Origin of the sequence: Xylanibacillus composti, from assembly GCF_018403685.1 — a bacterium.
GTDB lineage: Bacteria > Bacillota > Bacilli > Paenibacillales > K13 > Xylanibacillus > Xylanibacillus composti.
Genome location: NZ_BOVK01000069.1, coordinates 1 through 19,310, shown reverse-complemented (window position 1 = coordinate 19,310; position 19,310 = coordinate 1). Strand labels below are relative to the sequence as shown.

Here is a 19,310-nt window from a genome sequence, read left to right as displayed (position 1 = left end):
AGTGCCTCACTCCTGTTCTTTTTTCTCCAGCGGTCCTATGACCTTGCCGAATTTGCGTATCTGATAATCGATGCTGATCTCCACCTTTAGATCGTTCTTGAACCGGTCATTCCAGTCGTGCTTCCATTCCTTCCACTGCTTCGGATACTTTCGATGAAAGACCTCGCCCATGCCAAACACATCGGAGCCGTATACCTTCTGCACTTTATGTATCCCGGCTTCCAATACGGAGAGAAGCTCGTCGCTCGCTGCCTGCTCCAGCGCCCTTATCACCTTCACATCTCTCAGGTCCCCTTGGCAGTGCACTTCTCCAATATTCCCTTCTACAAACACATCCAGCTTTACATGCGGCTGTCCATGCTTGATCGTTGCGTCCATCTTCGTCTCGGTCTCGATAACCTCGACCACGAAATCTTGTTCTGAATCGGGGCACTTCATTCTCCCTACCGTATTCACCACCTTGTTTTTTATATAATTGAGCGCTTTGCTCTCCGTTTCATCAAGCCATCCGACAAGCTGATCGTCCCGAAACACGCCGATCCCCATAAACTGGAACTCTGCGGGAGATATAGGCTGCTTGGCATTTTCCAGACGCATGCCTTTTTGCATATCACCCCTGATTGTCAGGCCTGTCAAAATCGGGCTAATCCCTTCTTTTTTCAAGGCTTTGAACAGCTCCTTCACGTTCACGGCCGCTGTCGGCGCCCACGTTCTCTCAGAGACTTTAAGTGATTTATGCAGATCCATGGCAGGCAGCACCTCTGTCGGTGTCACCAGCCCCAGCAGGTCCTTTGCCCGCACATCCTTGGCTACAGCAATATAAAAATCCGGTCTGGCCTCATGGTCGCGGAACCAAAGGCCCATGGGCTCCTGAATGCTTGTTCTTGCCGTCTTTTCATCTACAATCAAAAAACGAAGGTGAGCAATATACATTTTCCGCGAGGAATGGGTCGTCATTTTTCTCAGCGCTTCGAATATCGTTGGCGCTTTTTCAGAAAAGACCAGTACAGGCGAGCGATCCCCGATCCGGTGCTTGGACATCGCTGACGGGTCCACAATCTGCAAGGACACCTCATATTGATCGTCTACAGAGTCGATGCCAGCCGCCAGCACGACCGCCAGTTCATTCAACTCTTTGCGATTCCAGCATCCTGTCAAGCAGAGCATCGCCAGGCAGAGGAGCAAAGCCAATCGGCAGGAAATCCTCATTTTGCACCACTCCGATTTTCGGACGATCTGTGGAACGGGTAGCGAAGGATGCCGTCTTGCTTCCCCTTCTTTCGATAGGGCGAGAGCGGGCTCATATAGGGCACCCCGTAGGATTCCAGGCTGCATAGATGCACGATCAGCACAAGAATGCCTATCGTAATTCCGTATACGCCCATTGTGGCGGCAAGCCCCATGAAGACATAGCGCAGGAGCCGGCACGGAATGGACATTGCATACGAAGGAATGGCAAAGCTGGAAATCGCGGTTATCGATACGACAATTACCATTACCGCTGACACAATGCTCGCTTCAACGGCAGCTTGCCCTACAACGATCGTCCCCACAATGGAGACAGCCTGTCCAATAGTGCGCGGCATTCGCAAACCGGCCTCCCTCAATATTTCGAAGGTTGTCTCCATCAGCAGCGCCTCCACAAACGCCGGGAACGGGACGCCTTCACGCTGTGCGGTCAAGCTTAGCAGCAGCTGAGTCGGGATCATGTCCTGATGATAAGTCGTTAACGCAATGTAGACGGACGGCGCCAGCATGCAAATCATGAAGGCCGCAAAGCGCAGCAGGCGTATCAAGCTGCTGAACAGGTACGGTTGATAATAGTCCTCTGCAGATTGGATAAAGTCCACAAAGACGGAAGGCACCAGCAGCACGAACGGCGTGCCGTCTATAAAGATCGCGACCCGACCTTCCATAATCCCTGCGGCAATCGTATCCGGACGGTCTGTGTTATAATTCAGTGGGAATAGAGTCCGCTGTTTCTTTGCATTCAGAATTTCCTCGAGGTACTCCCCTTCCAACACCCGGTTCAGCTTGGCCGACTCGAACCGTTGTTGGAGGTCGCGCACCAGTTCGTCCTTGGCGAGCCCCTCTATATACATAATCGCTATATCTGTTTTCGACTGACTGCCTATTGTCATCGAACAGACACGCAATCTGCTGTCCTTCACCCTTCGCCGCACCAGAGTCGTATTCGTTCGCAATGTTTCAATGAACGAGTCTGCCGGGCCTTTGACAACGGGCTGTGTTTTCGATTCTTCAATGCTGCGTTCTTCCCAGCCCGGCAGCGAGATGATCAAGCCCTCCGGATGCCCCTGCATCAAGAGAAGGAGACTCCCGGACAAAATCTGTTCCACTGCGTCCTCCCTATTGTCGACTACCTTTACTTCACTCGCGTCGAGCACACTCGCCCGAATCCTTTCCAGCGTAACGATTTGATTGGGCAGGCGATCCAACAGAGGAGAGATGACGCTTTCCTGCACAGTTCGTTGATTGACCATCCCATCCAAGTAAAACAATGCCATATCGCAGGTCCCGTCAACCGTCACCTCGCGAATCACGAAATCGGAACTCCCCCCCATAATGGTATGCATGTGCGCTATATTGTCCTTCAGATGAACGGCAAAATTCCCGCTTTTTTGCTGCTTCATACATGCGATCCCCCTTATACTGAAAGTATTCCCTGTTGGATCAAAAAAATGAAAAATCCAGCAAACTGCGAGGATATGGCCCACAAAAGGCTGCATATTTACAGGATGAAGCCGTATGTACCGGAGGATGAAGCCGCATGTACCGGGAAGGTGCTTCATAAATCCCTTTTGGGAAATGAAACATATCTGCACATTTTACCGGATAAGTGATAAGCAAATCGACAGGCAATCTGGATTCCCCAGCCTCTGCGGACATGCTGCGATTCATCGCGGATAGGAATGACAAGCACGGACAATCCATTATTTGGGTCGCCCGTGATCTAAGCGTGCGTTTTATGAGAGAAAGGGTCGTCTTCTTTCGGGAGGGACAAATTGCAGCCGAGCTGAATATGACTGCTGTCGATGGGAAAGTGCGCAGCGGCGCCTCACCGGAACGGTTCCGGACTTTCTGCGGCGGTGAGACTGGCTTCGAGCCCGTCAAGGAGATAGGCCATCGGGATGGCGACAGGCCGTTACTTGACGATGTAACTGCCATGGCGGAAGAGGACCTGCTCCCCGCTTTAGCGGTCGAACCGGGATCAGCCGTATTTTTCCCCAGATCATATGCAGTTGGCCTCGGGGTAACTGTCAGCGATCGCATCGCTATCTGTGTGGAAGGAAAGGAAGATTCCGATTGCACGGAATTGGTGGAAGTTGGCCTAGCGGAGAATCTGCCTGGTATAAACGGTACGTCAATCGTATACGCGGATGGGTCGAACCCATGTTGTCGCAACGCCTGCTCGTCCAAACACTGGCAGCAGCGATATGGGGCTCGGCCCAACTCCGGGAAGCTTACCCGGAAATCGAAGGGACACATTAGAACGGGCGAAAGGTGCTTCGCCACTATGACGGGGATTGTCTCCGCCTAGTTCCTGATCGGGTCCGGAACTGTGGCGATCGGAACTGCGTTTGCTGTTCCATTGACCAGTCCGTTAACGTTACTGCTCATCGTCCTGCTTGCTGGATCGCTTGTTTCTTTCACCGTGTCTATGGTCTTCAGCCGGATGGATTGGAACAAAGCGCTTGCTGTGGAGGGGCGGGGCTTGACGCCCCCCTCCATAGCATTAGCCCCTTCACCCGCGAAACCGGGCTGCCGGCAAGCCCTTCACATCCAGCTTAACCTTGAAAACCCCGCCCGCTTGCGGCTGCTTCTGCAAAGCCTGCTCATCGTTGCCGATGCGTGCGGTGGTGATGTATAACTCGTCCAGATGCTCGCCGCCGAACGCACAGGAGGTGACGTTCGCTGCGGGCAGCTCCACCTTGGCCAGCTTCTCTCCCGTAAGAGGATTCCACCTCGACACCTGCCAACCGCCCCAATGGCAAACCCAAAGCATCCCTTCCGCATCGATCGACATGCCGTCCGGACCGCCGGCCTCGTCAGCCAGAGAGAGGATGACCCGCCGGTTGCTAATCTCGCCGCTCTCGGCATCGTAATCGAACGCATTCACCACCTGCTCGGCTGAATCAATGTAATACATCGTCCGCTCATCGGCGCTCCAAGCCAGGCCGTTCGAGATCGTCACGCCGGAAAGGCGCTTCGTTACTTGGCCGCCCGCTTCCAACGTGTACAGCGCCCCGAGAGGCTCGGAGCAGCCGTAGTGCATCGTTCCCGCGTAGAACCGCCCCCGGGCGTCGCACTTGCCATCATTGAGCCGGGTCTGGTCTTTTGGTTCTTCGCTCGCCAGCGCTACAACGTTCACTTCCCCGCTGTCCAGATGAAGGCGGTAGAAGCCGTCCTCCAGCGCCAAGATCCAGGTCCCGTCCTCTGCCGGGACAGCAGCGCCAATCCTCCGCTTCAGTGCATACTCCCTGGTCTCGCCATTCGACGGCTTGAAGCGATGCAATGTGCGGCCTTCGATATCTACCCAGAACAGTTCCTGAAGCCGATCGTCCCATACCGGGCCCTCGCCTAACGATGCTTTTTGATCGAGCACGCATTGTGCTTGTAAAGTCAGCATTGCGCAAAGTCCTCCTTCTTCTAATCTGGATATATTAATTGGTGCCTTTGTTCCAGCATAGTATAAGGAGCGCACTGTGACTAGTGAGGGATTTTTTCAAAATGTAGACCCGTTCGTCCAGCGCGCGCGATCTCGATCAGCCTGCAACGAAATGCTGCCGCCTGCGTAATAAGAGAAAAGCTGCTACGGAAGGACTGATTCCTATCGCTGGAACGAATCCCCTTCGCCGCATACTCCGATCCCCTGCCTGGCGGATAGGTCTGCTCATTCTTGCTATAGCGGTTATCGCCTTCTGGGCTTATCCGTACTATACCGAATCCGTATTTTACGTGAATGCAAACAAATACAAACTTAGCGCTGCGGACGAAAACGCCAGCCAGTATCGCTCGTATTGGGGTCCGGTGATCGAAGTGCAGCATCCGGCTGCTGACAAAGCAGTCGTCAGCATCGATCAAGCGCCATTTTTCATCACAAAGCAAGAATCGCTGCCATACATCCGTTATACCGTTGCCTCTCCCGATGGACACACAGCTGTGGTGCAGGACATAGACGGCAGACTGACAACCTATGATGAGAACAGTGAGTGGATGCACGGCATTGCCATCTATGCTGGGAATGAAAGAATCCTGGAAGAGGGTAATTGGCTCTACTCCCCCTCCGCCATCGTCCGGGCTGCCCATCCGCCATATCACGAAAAGCAAGGCGGCTTTCTCCTTTTTCTTGGAGCGGTGATTCTCTTCGTTTACGGCTGGTGCGGCTTTCGATATCAACGTTTCCAGGACGTGCTTTTCTATCTCACGCCCTCGACATGGTATGCCAACGCCCCCGAGCCTTCGGACTTCTACTACTTCATGTGCAAGGTTGGCGGGGTCCTCACGATGCTTGCAGCAGGCTGGCTCTTCATCCTGTCACTGTAAGTTGTCCAGAAGGTATGCCGTGCGGTCCATGTCTTGACTGGGACCGGCCGCGCTCAGGCGGCGGGATTTGTACGATCATTCGTTCAAATGAGCTAGCAGTCGCGCTCAGGCGGGCGGATTTGTACGATCATTCGTACAAATGTGCTACCGGCCGCGCTCGGGCGGCGGGATTTGTACGATCATTCGTTCAAATGAGCTACCGGCCGCGCTCAGCGGGCGGATTTGTACGATCATTCGTTCAAATGAGCTACCGGCGGCGGGCGGACAGCTGTCTGCGGGGCGCCAAAATGCGGCAATACGGCGCGCAATAGAAAAAGCTGCCTACGAGGCAGCTTTTTCAACTCTCATTGCGTGCGCAATCGACCTTCCACGACATAGAGGCAGGCTTCATACGGACGCAACTGCAGTTTTTGCACATGCTGCGGCAATTCCTGCGCTGTATCCGTATAGTTGGACAGCAGCAGCTTCATTCCCGCTTGCAGCAGTTCATCCGGCAATGCAAAGTCACGCTGCTGCTCGCTGTGGTTCAGTGCAATGAGCCAGCGGACCTCCCCGCTTTCGGAATCGCGAAGCTCGCGCGTATACACATACACGTGCTGGTCATCGCCGCTGATATCCGTATAGTCGCCATAGATCATGACTGGGTGCTGCTTGCGCAGGCGGATAAGCGCCTGATAGAAGGCGAATACCGACTCCTCATCCCGCAGCGCAGCCTCAACATTGATCTCGCGGTAATTGGGGTTCACCCTTATCCAGGGGTCCCCCGTCGTAAAGCCCGCGTGCTCCTGCGCATTCCATTGCATCGGCGATCTGGAGCTGTCCCTGCTAAGCGGCTGCAGGCTGCGCAAAACTTCATTCGGATCGCGGCCTTTTCCCACTTCCTCCGCGTATTTGTTGCGCATCGCAATATCCTGATACGCTGCGATCGAATCGTACCGCACGCCCGTCATCCCGATTTCTTCGCCTTGATATATATACGGTATCCCCGGCAGCGTGTGAAGCATAAGCGCCAACAGCTTGGCAGATTGCACCCTATATGCGCCATCGTTCCCGTATCGGGTCACTTGGCGGGTATGGTCGTGATTGTTGAGAAATTGCGAATTCGTGCCGCGGCCCTTCAACGCTTCTGCCCACTTGCGCTGAATGCGCTTGAATCGCGGCAAATCCCACTCCGGCATTTCATCCAGCACCTCGAAGTGGAACAGCGTATTCAGCTCGCGGCGCCGCTCATCCACATAAAGCAGGCCGGTTTGGGGCGTGACGAAGGCGGCTTCGCCAACCGTGAGGATATCATAATGCCGGAATACCTCGCGATGCATTTCCTGCAGGTACTCATGCAGACCGGGGTGATTCGTCAAGTAGCGGATGTCTTCCGGCTGCTCCACATCGGCGAAGACGTCCGGCTTGGCGAGCAGCGCGATGGCATCGAGCCGCAGACCGTCAATGCCCTTGTCCAGCCAAAATCGCAGCACCCGGTATAGCTCCTGCCTTACTTCCGGATTGCGCCAGTTTAGATCGGGCTGCTCGATTGCGAAGGAGTGCAGGTAGTATTGTCCCGTTTGCGGATCGAACTGCCATGCTGACGGATTGAAATAGGAGCGCCAATTGGTCGGCGGGCCGCCGTTCACCGGATCCCGCCAGATGTACCAATCCCGCTTCGGGTTGTCGCGGGAGGAGCGGGACTCGCGGAACCAAGGATGCGCATCCGATGTGTGGTTCAGCACCACATCCATCATCAGCTTCATCCCCCGCCGCTGCACCTCCTCCAATAGCCGATCAAAGTCGGCCATAGAGCCCGCCTTATCCATGATCGCGTAATAGTCTGAAATGTCATAGCCGTTATCCTTGTCGGGGGATGCGTAAAATGGGTTTACCCAGATCATCGTTGCGCCGAGCGATTGGATATAGTCGAGCTTCTCCACGATCCCGTTCAAATCCCCGTAGCCGTCTGCATTCGTATCATAAAAGCTGCGCCAATATACCTGATAAACCACAGTCTCTTTCCACCATGCTCGATGCATAAAAGCTGCCATCCTCCTGAACAAATAATCTGCAAGTTGTGTGCGCCGGCAGTCGGAGGACGAAGGAAAAAGCGGGGCATCCCCGCTTTTTCGTCGAGAGTGCTATCCCACCTATACCAGCCTTATCCTTTGACGGCGCCGCCCATCAGCCCTCTGACAAAGAACCGCTGCAGCGTGAAGAAGACAGCAAGCGGCATCAGCATGGAAATGAAGGCTGCCGCCGTCAGCAAATGCCAGTCGTTGCCGCGCGAACCAACCAGACTGGCTATCTTCATGGACATGACCTGTACTTCCGGCTGATTGCCGAGGAAGATCAAAGAGACCAGATAGTCGTTCCACACCCAAAGAAATTGGAAAATGCTTATCGAAGCCAGTGCGGGCACAGAAAGCGGCAGCACAAGCCGACTGAACATCGTAAAGTTGGAAGCGCCGTCCATGAACGCCGATTCGAACAAATCCTTCGGCAGCTGGCTAATAAAGTTGTACATAAAGTAGGTGACCAACGGCAGACCGAAGGCCGCGTGCGCCAGCCATATGCCCAGGTACGTGCCGTTCAGCCCCAGATTCGTATAATCCCGTAGAACCGGGATCAGGGCTACCTGAAGCGGCACAACCAGCAAGGCGATGATCACCACAAACATAATGCGCCTGCCGGGAAATCGCATCCAGGCGAACGCATAAGCGGCGAAGCTGGCGATAAAAACGGGAATGACCGTTGCAGGAAACGCGACCGCCACCGTATTCCAGAACGACTGGGTCATCCCGGTTCCCCGCTGTGTCTCGACGCCGCCGCCGGGCATGACGATCTCATACTCCTTGCCGCCCAGCACGGCCTCATAGTTCTGGGTCGTAAAGTTCAACGAGGCGCCCCAACCGCGCTCCTGCACGTTAAGCAATCGCTCGCGCCGATTTTCCCAGATTAGACGCTGACCATCCACCACAATGCCTGACCGGAGCTCGGTATCGGTGAAGGTTCTGCCATTCACTTCAATCGGAGCGCGCAAATCTGTATCCTCAGGCAGCGTGATCTGCTCGGCCGTCGTCCATGTACGATGCGGGAAGACATGCCACCAGCCCTCGCTCAATATATCCGCTGCAGGACGGAACGAGGAAATGAACAACCCCAGAGTCGGGATAAGCCAAATCAAACAGATGAACCCGAGCACGCTGTTGACGATCCACTTGGAGCCGCGCCGCTTCTTTTTCCCTGGCATTAGAATCCCCCCTGCTTCCTGAATTGTCTCAGGTTGATGATGATCACCGGAATGACTGCGATCAGCAGCACAATCGCCAGCGTCGAACCATAGCCCGTGTTCTGGAACATGAAGAGCTGTCTGTAAAATTGCGTAGCGACGACCTCGGTGTCATACTGTCCGCCAGTCATGATCATGACCACGTCGAATATTTTCAGCGTAAACACAATAATCGTAGTCGTAACCGACAGCAGTGTTCCGGAAATGTAGGGAATCATGATGCTGAAGAAGATCCGGATCTCACCCGCGCCGTCAATGCGTCCGGCTTCCAGAATGTCCTCCGGGATGCCCTTGATGGCAGCCGAAAATATGACCATGGCGAAACCGGTTTGCATCCAGATGAGAATCGCGATCAAAAATAAATTGTTCCACGGCTGCAGCATCGTTGTCCATGCTTGCGGCTCGCCGCCGAAGGCAGTGACAATCGCATTCAGCAAGCCGATCTGCGTATCGCCGGGCTGATAATAATAGATGAATTTCCAGATGACGCCCGCCGCGACGAAAGAAATCGCCATAGGCATGAAGATAATGGCTTTCGCCGTTTTCTCGAAGCTGCTGCGGTCTGCAAGCACCGCTACCAGCAGTCCCAGCGTCACACAGGCGCCCGTCCCGAGGAATACCCAGAGCAGATTGTTGCGAAGCGCCGTGGCCAGCAAGCGGTCTGTGAAAACAGCAGCGTAGTTGGCCAAGCCTACAAAGTCGGCTGAGTTCGGACCGAAAAAGCTGAGATACAGCGTCCGCATCGTTGGAAGGAAGAGCAGCCAGCCAAGCAGGATGACGGCCGGACCGACAAACACATAAGGCAATATTCTCCGCTTCCATTGATCAGGGTATTTCTCCACTACCCAGTTAAAGGAATAGTAGATCGAATAAATACCGAGCGCCCCCCAAACAATCGCCACCAAAGCGTTGGCGATCGGCGGAAGCCCCGCGTCCCGCAAAAAAAGAAAGATCAAACCGTGTACGAGCAGGTTTGCGACCGGAACAAGAAGGGATAACAATAGAAGGCGCAGAGTATTGTCTTTCTTGGTTTGTGCTTGCATCCTTATCCTCCTTCGCTTATCCTTGCCAGACTAAAGATGAGGGGCGCATGGCCAAGCGATGCGCCCACATCTTGGTACGAGCGGCAACTACTGCTGCCAGCCTCTCTGCATTTCCTGCAGGGCTGTATCCAGATCCACCGTGCCGCTCACATAATCGGTAATCCCCTTCCAGAACGTACCTGCGCCAACGGAGCCCGGCATCAGGTCAGAGCCGTCAAAGCGTACCGTCTCGGCATTTTGCACAAGCTCAGCCATGCGGCGTTCAGTTTCAGTCGGATACCAGTCGAGCTCCGCATCATTCATCGGCGCGATGACGCCGCCGGATTGCACCCAAGTTCTGATCGATTCGCCTGTTGTGAAGAATTCCATGACTGCGCGCACTTCAGGACGATCATTGAACATCGCATACAAGTCACCCGAAATCAGCGCCGGTGTGCCATACTGCTCGTCAATCGGCGGGAACGGGAACCAGTCGTAATCGTCTGCTGTCACCTCAGGCGGGAAGAACGTCGTGATAAAGCTTGCCTGACGGTGCAGATATGCCCCTGGCGGGTTCGTGAACAGCGGCTTCGGCGCATCGCCGAAATAAGTGGTCACGATCGATTTCGTACCGCCGTATACGTAGTCTGGATTCATCCAGATTTCAGCCATTCTCTCAAACGCATTTTTCACGATTGGATCGGTAAACGGCAGCTCGCCGGAAACCCACTTGTCATAGTTCTCCGGAGTAGTGGTCCGGAGCATGATGTCCTCAATCCAGTCCGTTGCAGGCCAGCCGGTCGCTGCGCCGGATTCAATGCCGATGGCCCATGCCGCATCGCCATCCGCGGCAATTTGTTCAGACAAATCAATCAACTCATCCCACGTAGTCGGCACTTCATAGCCGGCAGCTTCAAATTCATTCTTGTTGTACCAGACGAGGCTCTTCACCCCGCTTCTCGACCAGATGCCTGCCATTATGTCGCCGTTCGGGCCTTCCATCGTAGCCATATCCAGCCAGCTTTCGTTGTATTGCTGGTTCAGCCAGTCATCCGACATAAAGCTGCGCACATCGATGACATGTCCGTCCCGTACGAAGGTTTCCAGCAGACCGGGCTGCGGGAAGTCCGCGATGTCCGGCGCATTGCCGCCATTGACGCGGACAGAAATCGTAGCTTCGAACTCCTTGGAGCCCTCATAGGCAATATCTATACCGGATTGTTCCTCAAATGCCGCAATGGCATTCAAAAATTTCACTTCATCCTCGTCGGTGAACGGACCAAACATCGTTACCTTGGTTCCGCTAAATTCACCCGCATAGGCGCGCTCGAGGTAGGAGCCTTCCCCGCCTGTCCCAGCATTTCCGCCCGCATTGCCTTGACCTTGATTTTGCCCGGCATCGTTGCCGCCATTGCCCCCACCGCCGCAGGCACTGAGCACGAGTGTGAGCAGCATGACCACCACTAAAGGCAAGATATGTCTTTTCTTGATCCATGCTTTCATCCAAATCAACCCCTTGTTTACGAATTCATGTGCTTGTTTTTACCTATGTTTCTCGATGGCTTCAGATCTTCAATCAAGCAGTCGCACCTTGACAGCTTGGTTCCGTTCACCACCTCCTTTCAAAAGAATTTGCAGTCTTTTCCTTTACTATACTGAAAAGCTTTTCAATTCATGTGTGAAAAATGTCTCTGAAAAGCTTTTCATCATCGCATAAGACGAAAGCGGCACCGGCCCATCCACTTCGCTGCTGAGGAGCGTTCCCCCACTCCGACTCACGACAGCCGCTGTCAGCGAAGCGGCTTAGACGAATCCCGAATGATCAGCTTGTGCGGCAGCTTCTCTCTCAACTGCTTGACAGAGCCGTCCGTTATCAGTTCATGCAGCTTCTGAATGGCCCTAATGCCGATTTCATATACGGGCTGCGCTACAGTGGACAGCTTTGGAATGTACATGTCCGCCATGCGGATATTGTCAAAGCCGATAACGGATACATCGTCCGGTACGGACCGTCCGCCGTCTTGAATGGCCGTGATCGCCCCCATGGCAAACTCATCGGATGCGGCAAATACCGCTGTCAGGTTCGGCGCCTTCTCCAGCAGCCGCCGGGAAGCCTGGTAGGCATGCTCATACCGATGCTCGGCAAATTCAACATGGGCGGCGCAAGCTTCCAGTCCATGGTCGCGCAACGCCCGGACGAAGCCATCATAGCGGGGCTGGCCGGAGATCATCGCACCGAAAGGGAAACTGATCATGCCGATTTGCCGGTGCCCCTCCCTGGCCAGGTAATCGACTGCCGCGTATGCCGCGCTTTCATCATCGATGTCCACGGAAGGAATGTCGTAATCGAGAGAATGCGTGGAGGCCAGCACGAACGGAAAATGAAAGCGGGTCATTTTTTCGTAATAAGCCGGATGCAGGGCGTCGCTTGCAAATATAATGCCATCGACCTGCTTCTCATAAAAATTTTCAATATACGATAATAGCCGATCTTTGTCCCTGTCAGTATTGCAGAACATCAAGCTGCAATTCAGTTGAACGGCGGCGTCCTGCATCCCCCGAATGAGCCCCGCATAATACATGCTTTCAATATCAGGGATCATCACACCGATCGTATTGGACTTCTTGTAGATCAAGCCGCGGGCAAAGCCGTTGGGCTGATACTTCAACTTCTCGATTGCTTCCAGCACGCGCAAGCGCTTGCTCTCCACGACGGTCTGCGGCGCGTTCATCACACGGGAAACCGTGCTGATGGACACACCAGCCATATTGGCGACATCTCGGATTGTCGGTTTCATTGCGATTTCCTTTCCTGCTGCATCCTGACTCATGCTGCTTCATGATCGGTTCTTGCAAGCGGATTCTGAAAAGCTTTTCAAATTTATTATAGAGGGCAATTATGGGAATGGCAAGAGGCGATTCTTTCTTTTCGGCTTCATTCTGACAAATATCGTCACCGTCTGCATGAGGGGGAACAACCGCGGGCATTCTATTCGCGTGCTTGGGAAGTCATCAGTTAGGGAGGGAAAAGCAAATGTTTGTGTACGGTGTAGATATTCCATTGCAGGATGTTAAGCAGCCAGACGAGCCCTTGCGCCAAGTCGAGAGCGAAAGCCCTGTTGACCCGACCGCGTTTTCCTTCACGTATGGCATGGATATTTTTCCAGAAGAAAAAGAAGGGGAGAGCTAGGCCGCTGCAAGCAATCAAAACGATTGGATCGAGAGGATGGTTAGTGTGGCAAAACTATTGTATGTCACTGTAAATCCCAAACCGGCAGAGGAATCCTATGGTCTGACTGTCGGTCAAGCCTTCTTGTCCGCCTATCGTCAGGCAGCGCCGGAGGACGAGATTGAAGTGTTGGATTTGTATCAAGCAGATATCCCGTTCATCGACACCGATGTATTCAGTGGCTGGGGGAAGCTCCAGCAAGGACAAGCCTTCGATGACCTGTCCCCCGATGAGAAAAGCAAGGTAGCGCGTATCAACGAATTGACTGATCAGTTTATCGCCGCGGACAAATACGTCTTCGTTACCCCTATGTGGAACTTCAGTTTCCCTCCCAAGCTGAAGGTATATATGGACAACATCTGCATTGCGGGCAAGACGTTCCGCTATACCGCAGAGGGACCTGTCGGCCTGCTGCACAACCGCAAAGCCCTGCACATTCAAGCACGGGGGGGCATCTATTCCGAAGGGCCAGCCAAGGAGATGGAGTTCGGTGACCGGTACCTGCGGGCTTTGCTCGCATTCGTCGGGGTTACGGAAGTGACTTCCTTGTTCGTGGAGGGCATGGCACAGATGCCTGGCCAGGCTGAGCAAATCAAAGAGAAGGCTATCGCCCGCGCGGCAGAAATGGCGAAGTCGTTCGCCTTGCAGACCGTTCCGGTTGAGTAGCCAGCCGTAACAAGGGGACCCTCGCGTCTTACAGGCTAAGGTCCCCCTGCGAATGGATCAGGTCTATCTGGTTGGGAAGGAGCTGATGGTCTGAATCTCCCCTTTCCTTTCTGCCCTTCCGGACATCCTCTGCTTGCTCATGGAATCAGCAGCTGGTCTCATTGGAAACCTCCGCTTCGTGCTTCCAGCGGTATACCAATTCATTGAACCATTCCCGGTCCTTCGTCTGCAGAGCCAGTCCGATCAAAAATTCCAGACTGCCCCTGTACGGCAAGACGCAGAATCCGGCATCGCTATCCAGGATGACGCGCTTTTGGTCTATGCTTCGGAAGATGAAGTAAGGCTTCTGCATATAATATTCGATCCGCTCGTACTCCACAATTTGGCCTTCGAATTTGCTTGCAGGAGACGTGATTTTGCACAAAGCGCCTGCTTGCAAATTCAAATATTGAAACAAGTACAATGTCCTTCACCCTCTCGCTCTTATTATGTATGCGCTTTCTATTGTCTAATTCGCGATGGTCTGCCGATTCCCTGCACACCTGTGAATTTTTTGATGAGCCCTTACTATGTATAGCCCGTTCACAGAAAAGGCTCCCCCGCGTCAGAGGTACAAGCTATTGTTCCGCTTGTTCAACTGCGTACGCAGAGGAGCCTTTCATCAGTCATTCATACTTGCGATTACCTTGCGCCGGGCTTTCCGGCTTTGCGTGCAATCATCATGATTTCCATACTTGATGCCTGGAGCGGCTCTGAACGGAACTGTCCAGCAGTGCAGCCGTACCCTGCATCGATTACAAACCCTTCTCCCTCAAGAAGCAGCTTAAGCTCACGATAAGTAAAAGCCGTCGTATAAAGAGCAGCCTCCCGGCTTTCTCCTTCCGGGCTCGTTATAGTCTCGCGATGTATAACCGTGCTTGTGTACGGATCAAATTCGCTCTCATCCGTCAGCTGCCGCGCCAAATGGAGCGAATGAATCGCTGTCAGGACGAAAGGCGAGCCGGGCTTCAATGCCGCATATACTCCCTGCAGCACCTTGCGATGATTGGCCTCGCTGCCAGCTAATCCGAACGCTCCCTCGCACAAGCAAATGGCCGCATCGAATTCCTGCAGGAAGGCAAGCTCCCTGGCATCTGCAGTGTGAAACTTAGCGGGCAAGTTTTCACCAGCGGCTGCTTGCTGCGCAAAGGCGATGAATCCCGACGAAATATCTACGCCAACTGTATGAATGCCGCGCCGAGCCAGTTCCAGACTATGTCTTCCGGGTCCGCAGCCAATATCCAGCAGTCGCTGTCCCGGCTGCAATGCCAGCCGCGCCACCAAGTAATCGACCTCCTGCACCGTGCCATGCGTAAATCCGTACTCCAAATAGTTTTCCCGCAAGAAGTCGCCCACTTCCTCATAATACCGGCCATCGTAGGCGATTCCTTGATCATATCGCTGATCAGTCAATGCATATCCCTCCGTGATTATAGGATCGAACACACGGAAGGCGTGTGAATTCCTTACCTTTCCGTGCCTCGCTTCATGCTATGTTTGGTGGTATCTGTTCCTACAATCATTCCATTCACTCACTTTCAATTGGATTCATCTTCCATTGTATGATGCCCGGATGCCTTCGTCAATCACCAGTCCCCTTCGTTGAACTAGCTGTTGAACTGCACAAGAACGGCAGTCTTGTCGTCCGATTTCTTAAAGCGGGGCATGCGCAAGCAATCGGGATCGCTCTCTTCGAGGGCTATCAACCATTCCAGATAACGCTCCAGCCCCTTGTCCCGAACGGATTCAGCCACTTCCAACGCGCCATCTGCGGGCGAGGCGTCCAGCGGCTTCGGAATATACAGACCGTCGCTTATAAGAAGCAAAGATTCCACATTTGTCCGGCTCAGGCGCCCGAATTCCGCGTAGTCAACGAACGCCGGGTCGCCATTCAGCACCGCATAGCCGCCGGGACGATTCGCCAGCTTGCGTCCTTCCATGATCCGCGGCTTAACGAAATCCCGCAGCTCCTCCCGATTGGCGAGCCCCTCCTCCATGCCCTTCACCCACCATTGCATGCTTCGCTCATCGACCGAGGCGAGCTGGTCATGGGTCACCACTCGAATGGTGCCGTCCCGGTACGTGACGATCAGCATGCAGTCACCTGCATGGGCAAAGTCGATGAACCGCTCGCCAACCCGCACGACAACCGCACAGGCTGTCCACAGCTGTTCTTTCCTTGCGCTCTCGATTCCACAAAGCTCCATCTGCCGGGCAAGCCTTCGGTTGGCTTCACTCAGCAGTTCCATCAGCGCTTCCGGGCCGACCGTTGCTCCACTCACCGAAAGCTCCTTCTGAGTATTTAGAAAGTCGGCGATGAGCGTGGAAGCCAGCTTGCCTCCAGTGTCGCCATTCTCGCTTCGGTAAGGCACGAGCGAGGTAGCTCCATCAACTACTCCGTACAGGCCCAGGCCGTCATTGCGGATAATCGCGTCTTCGTTGCAATCGCTGCTGCCCTGCATGGATACAGCTGTTATGTTCATCGATTCTCCACTCCTCTGTGAGGTTGCTATTGCCGCATCTGCCGACTTGCGTCTCTGCTAATTGTCCTCCAGGTTCAGCTCCAGCAGGCGGTCATCGGTATCTCCGGCTTGGCCGCGGCCGTCCGTATTATTCGTTATGACGAATATACGGCCCTCATAAACGAGCACGTCGCGGATGCGCCCTTCTCCTTGCCATACAGGTTCAAGTTCGCCAGCTGCCAGGTCATAACGGTACAGCGCTTCCCCCCTTAAAGCTGCTACGTACAACTGTTGTTCGTGTGCAGCTGTGCCGGAAGGAGCTATTGCGGTCGGCCCGGTATGATACAACGGAGCAATGAACCCGGACTCCGTGTCGTCGCCGATGAAGAGCGGCCATCCGTAATTCCCCCCAGCCTCAATGCGGTTGATTTCATCATGGCCGCCGGGGGACCCCGATGGCCCGTGCTCCGAGCTGTACATCTGCCCGTTGCTGTCCCAAGCCAAGCCCTGAGGATTCCGATGTCCGTATGAGTATACATAGGAGCCGGGGAATGGATTGTCGTCGGGGACTTCGCCTTCCAGTGTCATGCGCAAAATTTTGCCCCCGAGGCTCTCCACATGTTGTGCTTCTTCGGCTTCGTTGAAATCTCCGGTCGCAGCATACAAGTGCCGGTCAGGCCCGATCGCTAACCTGCCGCCATTGTGTACAAAGGAACCCGGTATGCCCTCGAGCAGTGCACGAACCTCCTTCCATTCCCCGTCATCCTCCCTGAGAAGCACAATCCGGTTGTATACGCCTCCATCCGCTTCATAAGTATGGTAGGCATAGGCTGTCCGGCTCTCCTCAAAGTTCGGCGCCAAGACGAAGCCGAGCAATCCTCCTTCCCCCCGAGCCGCAACAGGCTTGGCGAGCCGCACCTCCTGCCTCTCTTGCGCTTCAGGCGTGATGCGCACGATAGAGCCGGGCCGTTCGGTTACATAGAACGTCTCACCCGCAACGGCAATCGCCCATGGCACGCGAAGGTGATCCGCCAATACCCGATAGCCTTCTACTTCCTGCACGGGTTCTTCTGACACCGAATTCGTAGGTGAAGGCTGTTCTTGTCCGACGCAGCTTGCCAATACCACCATCATCGCCAATAAGATCATCTGCATGGAAATCCGCTCCTTCCTCATGACACTCCTCCTGTTTTCATTTCGGTCTGTGTGATCCTAGTATACCAACACTTTTCCCGTACATGAAGCGGACCCTCATCCCACATATCGGACGAGTTCGGCAACTTTTTGCGACCTTGATACGTATAGAGATTACACCGTCTGAAACTCGGTTTGATATGAATGGAGGTGCAGGATCAAAATGAAAAAATGGACACTGTTGCTCGCATCCATTTTCGCCGCAGCGTCGATTCTGTCGGCGTGCAGCGGAACCAATCAGGGAGAGCAGGAACTTCGCGAAGAAGACAATGCGTTGCAGCAAGAAGCAGACGCTAATACCGAGCAGCCGGTAGATCCAAATCAATCAGAAGGACAAGGGGCGTCATTGAACGATCCTCCAGTTGCGGAGCCGCTTCCGGAGGAGCACTCCGAGGAAGGGAACACTGCTGTAGAAGACGACAGCACTGAGACAGCTGCGATTCCCTTTACCGTTGCTCAACTGGATGCCAACATGGCTATCGGCATGACGAAGGAGGAGGTCGCCGCGCTTATCGGCGACGACTACGCAGAGATTACGATGGCCATGGACAACGCCGAAGGCTGGCGCTATGATATTGGCGCTGTCGACGGCTACAGCTTCGACGATGTACTGGACAGCGTGGATCTGGAAGGAATCAAGCAGGGGGATGTGGCGCTGCAAATTTTCATCCAGTTCGACAGTGAAGGCCAAGTGAATGGTTACAGCGCTTATCAGGCTGACGAGGATGGTTCGATCTCTGTCTATCAGTGGCTGGAAAATGGAGAGTTGAAGACGGATACGATCTTGTAGCGAACTGATTTTCGAAGCGCATGGCGCATTCTCTAACAATTGCAAAAGAAGCTGCCCCAGTTTTCTGAATACACTTGCGGGCAGCTTCTTTTTGCATTATCCCATGGCAATCCAGTTCACAATCCCTGTCTGCTCGCCGAAAGGCTTGGATTTGGCAATGGACAGAATGGCGGATCCGTGCTTCTTCTCCATGACGGAAGCATAGCAGATCGCATTGCTCGTCATAGCGACAATCGCATATTCAAGGTTTGGGAAAGGCTTGCTGAAGAACACCTCCACTTCTGCAGTCAAGTTCGTCTTGCTGATTTGAAAAGGGACTAGCCCCATCTGATGAAGCGGCCTGTCTTCCGCTGACGAAGATGGCTTAACAGCCGGGTCAATCGGAGCTTCAGCTTCTTGCTCTGCTCTATTCGCCTCGCCGGCTTCTTCAACCTGCGCAGCCGCTGGTTCCGATTCGGCCGGGTCGGACAGCCTGCCTGCAGCTTGAGCAGAGGTTGGAATGCCTGCCTCCTCCGCATCGCTATCCAGCGATGTCAATGCGGGTGCTTCAGCTTGGGATTGGTCGTCGGTTGCCTCTGCAGCAATAACTGCCGATCCCTCTTCCGATTCAAGGCCGGCGTCCGTCACCTCCGGCCATTCCGCCGACACATCGCTTGCGTTTCGATACAGCACGGCCAAAACTTCTTCAGACAGATGCCGCAACCCGATAGCGCCTTCCGCTATCGTTCTGTCTGTAATGCTCGCATGCTGAAGATGGCGCGTTTCGATCTCGCCGTCGCCGAGATGCTCGCTGAGCACGGCCGACTTCGCCAGATGAAGCGGCTGCACCGAGCGGTGCTTTAGATGTTCCGGCCCAACGGACAGTACTCGCAATGACTCATCGCTCACACTGCCTGGAGCCAGATGCCTTGTCTTCACGGCATCCTTCTGCAGATGCTCGCCGCTCACGCTATTAGCCTGCAAATGCGCTTCGCCTACCGATTCCGCCGCCAGCTTGCTTGCGTCCACGCTCTGCGCAGCCAAGTGCCTCGTCTGCACGGCCTCTTCCTGCAACTGCTCGCCGCTCACG

18 protein-coding genes are annotated in these 19,310 nt (G+C 54.3%); 5 read left to right on the top strand and 13 right to left on the bottom strand.

The annotated features are described in order from the left end of the window. Positions 1-6 precede the first annotated feature (6 nt). On the bottom strand, positions 7-1,209 hold the full coding sequence (locus tag XYCOK13_RS19320) for a Ger(x)C family spore germination protein (RefSeq protein WP_213413885.1): 1,203 nt from the start codon (positions 1,207-1,209) through the stop codon (positions 7-9). Beyond that, positions 1,206-2,651, bottom strand: coding sequence for a spore germination protein (locus XYCOK13_RS19315; RefSeq protein WP_213413884.1), 1,446 nt, complete (start codon positions 2,649-2,651; stop codon positions 1,206-1,208). Before XYCOK13_RS19315 ends, XYCOK13_RS19320 begins: the two co-directional genes overlap by 4 nt. 206 nt (positions 2,652-2,857) lie before the next feature. Between XYCOK13_RS19315 and XYCOK13_RS19310 the strand changes: the two genes are divergently transcribed. Beyond that, the gene (locus tag XYCOK13_RS19310) at positions 2,858-3,559 is read left to right on the top strand and encodes an ATP-binding cassette domain-containing protein (protein WP_213413883.1); all 702 of its coding nucleotides are present in this window, start codon (positions 2,858-2,860) and stop codon (positions 3,557-3,559) included. A 204-nt stretch (positions 3,560-3,763) separates the two neighbouring features. Here XYCOK13_RS19310 and XYCOK13_RS19305 read toward each other — a convergent pair whose 3' ends face one another. After that, on the bottom strand, positions 3,764-4,648 hold the full coding sequence (locus XYCOK13_RS19305; protein WP_213413882.1) for an SMP-30/gluconolactonase/LRE family protein: 885 nt from the start codon (positions 4,646-4,648) through the stop codon (positions 3,764-3,766). A gap of 329 nt (positions 4,649-4,977) precedes the next feature. Between XYCOK13_RS19305 and XYCOK13_RS19300 the strand changes: the two genes are divergently transcribed. Continuing rightward, positions 4,978-5,565, top strand: coding sequence for a DUF6199 family natural product biosynthesis protein (locus tag XYCOK13_RS19300; RefSeq protein WP_213413881.1), 588 nt, complete (start codon positions 4,978-4,980; stop codon positions 5,563-5,565). Between the two features lie 344 nt (positions 5,566-5,909). Here the strand turns inward: XYCOK13_RS19300 and XYCOK13_RS19295 are convergent, their stop codons facing one another. From XYCOK13_RS19295 to XYCOK13_RS19275, 5 genes are all read right to left on the bottom strand, one after another. Further along, positions 5,910-7,586 carry an alpha-glucosidase gene (locus XYCOK13_RS19295; protein ID WP_213413880.1) on the bottom strand — a complete coding sequence of 559 codons (1,677 nt, stop codon included), beginning with the start codon at positions 7,584-7,586 and terminating at the stop codon, positions 5,910-5,912. Positions 7,587-7,708: 122 nt separating this feature from the next. Then, positions 7,709-8,800 (bottom strand): carbohydrate ABC transporter permease, encoded by a 1,092-nt coding sequence (locus tag XYCOK13_RS19290; protein WP_213413879.1) that lies wholly within the window; start codon positions 8,798-8,800, stop codon positions 7,709-7,711. Further along, complete coding sequence (locus XYCOK13_RS19285; RefSeq protein ID WP_213413878.1) at positions 8,800-9,882, bottom strand: carbohydrate ABC transporter permease; 1,083 nt, start codon at positions 9,880-9,882, stop codon at positions 8,800-8,802. Before XYCOK13_RS19285 ends, XYCOK13_RS19290 begins: the two co-directional genes overlap by 1 nt. A gap of 87 nt (positions 9,883-9,969) precedes the next feature. Then, complete coding sequence (locus tag XYCOK13_RS19280) at positions 9,970-11,364, bottom strand: ABC transporter substrate-binding protein (protein ID WP_213413877.1); 1,395 nt, start codon at positions 11,362-11,364, stop codon at positions 9,970-9,972. A 287-nt stretch (positions 11,365-11,651) separates the two neighbouring features. After that, entirely contained in the window at positions 11,652-12,659 is a 1,008-nt protein-coding gene (locus XYCOK13_RS19275) for a LacI family DNA-binding transcriptional regulator (RefSeq protein WP_213413876.1), read from the bottom strand. Between the two features lie 236 nt (positions 12,660-12,895). Between XYCOK13_RS19275 and XYCOK13_RS19270 the strand changes: the two genes are divergently transcribed. Then, positions 12,896-13,051: a hypothetical protein gene (locus tag XYCOK13_RS19270; RefSeq protein ID WP_213413875.1), complete on the top strand. Its 156-nt coding sequence runs from the start codon at positions 12,896-12,898 to the stop codon at positions 13,049-13,051. Positions 13,052-13,096: 45 nt separating this feature from the next. Beyond that, entirely contained in the window at positions 13,097-13,756 is a 660-nt protein-coding gene (locus tag XYCOK13_RS19265) for an FMN-dependent NADH-azoreductase (RefSeq protein WP_213413874.1), read from the top strand. Positions 13,757-13,901: 145 nt separating this feature from the next. On the opposite strand, the gene XYCOK13_RS19260 is transcribed toward XYCOK13_RS19265, so the two are convergent. The 4 genes from XYCOK13_RS19260 to XYCOK13_RS19245 all read right to left on the bottom strand — a co-directional run bounded on the left by XYCOK13_RS19260 (position 13,902) and on the right by XYCOK13_RS19245 (position 17,433). After that, a complete protein-coding gene (locus XYCOK13_RS19260; protein ID WP_213413873.1) occupies positions 13,902-14,219 on the bottom strand; it encodes a hypothetical protein in 318 nt (105 codons plus the stop codon). Positions 14,220-14,437: 218 nt separating this feature from the next. After that, the gene (locus tag XYCOK13_RS19255) at positions 14,438-15,208 is read right to left on the bottom strand and encodes a class I SAM-dependent methyltransferase (protein WP_213413872.1); all 771 of its coding nucleotides are present in this window, start codon (positions 15,206-15,208) and stop codon (positions 14,438-14,440) included. Positions 15,209-15,402: 194 nt separating this feature from the next. Continuing rightward, a complete protein-coding gene (locus XYCOK13_RS19250; RefSeq protein WP_213413871.1) occupies positions 15,403-16,278 on the bottom strand; it encodes a protein phosphatase 2C domain-containing protein in 876 nt (291 codons plus the stop codon). A 57-nt stretch (positions 16,279-16,335) separates the two neighbouring features. Then, complete coding sequence (locus tag XYCOK13_RS19245) at positions 16,336-17,433, bottom strand: PQQ-dependent sugar dehydrogenase (RefSeq protein ID WP_213413870.1); 1,098 nt, start codon at positions 17,431-17,433, stop codon at positions 16,336-16,338. 181 nt (positions 17,434-17,614) lie between these two features. Between XYCOK13_RS19245 and XYCOK13_RS19240 the strand changes: the two genes are divergently transcribed. Further along, positions 17,615-18,241, top strand: coding sequence for a hypothetical protein (locus XYCOK13_RS19240; RefSeq protein WP_213413869.1), 627 nt, complete (start codon positions 17,615-17,617; stop codon positions 18,239-18,241). 96 nt (positions 18,242-18,337) lie between these two features. Here the strand turns inward: XYCOK13_RS19240 and XYCOK13_RS19235 are convergent. Then, on the bottom strand, positions 18,338-19,310 hold a 973-nt coding region (locus tag XYCOK13_RS19235), incomplete at its 5' end, for a WIAG-tail domain (protein WP_213413868.1).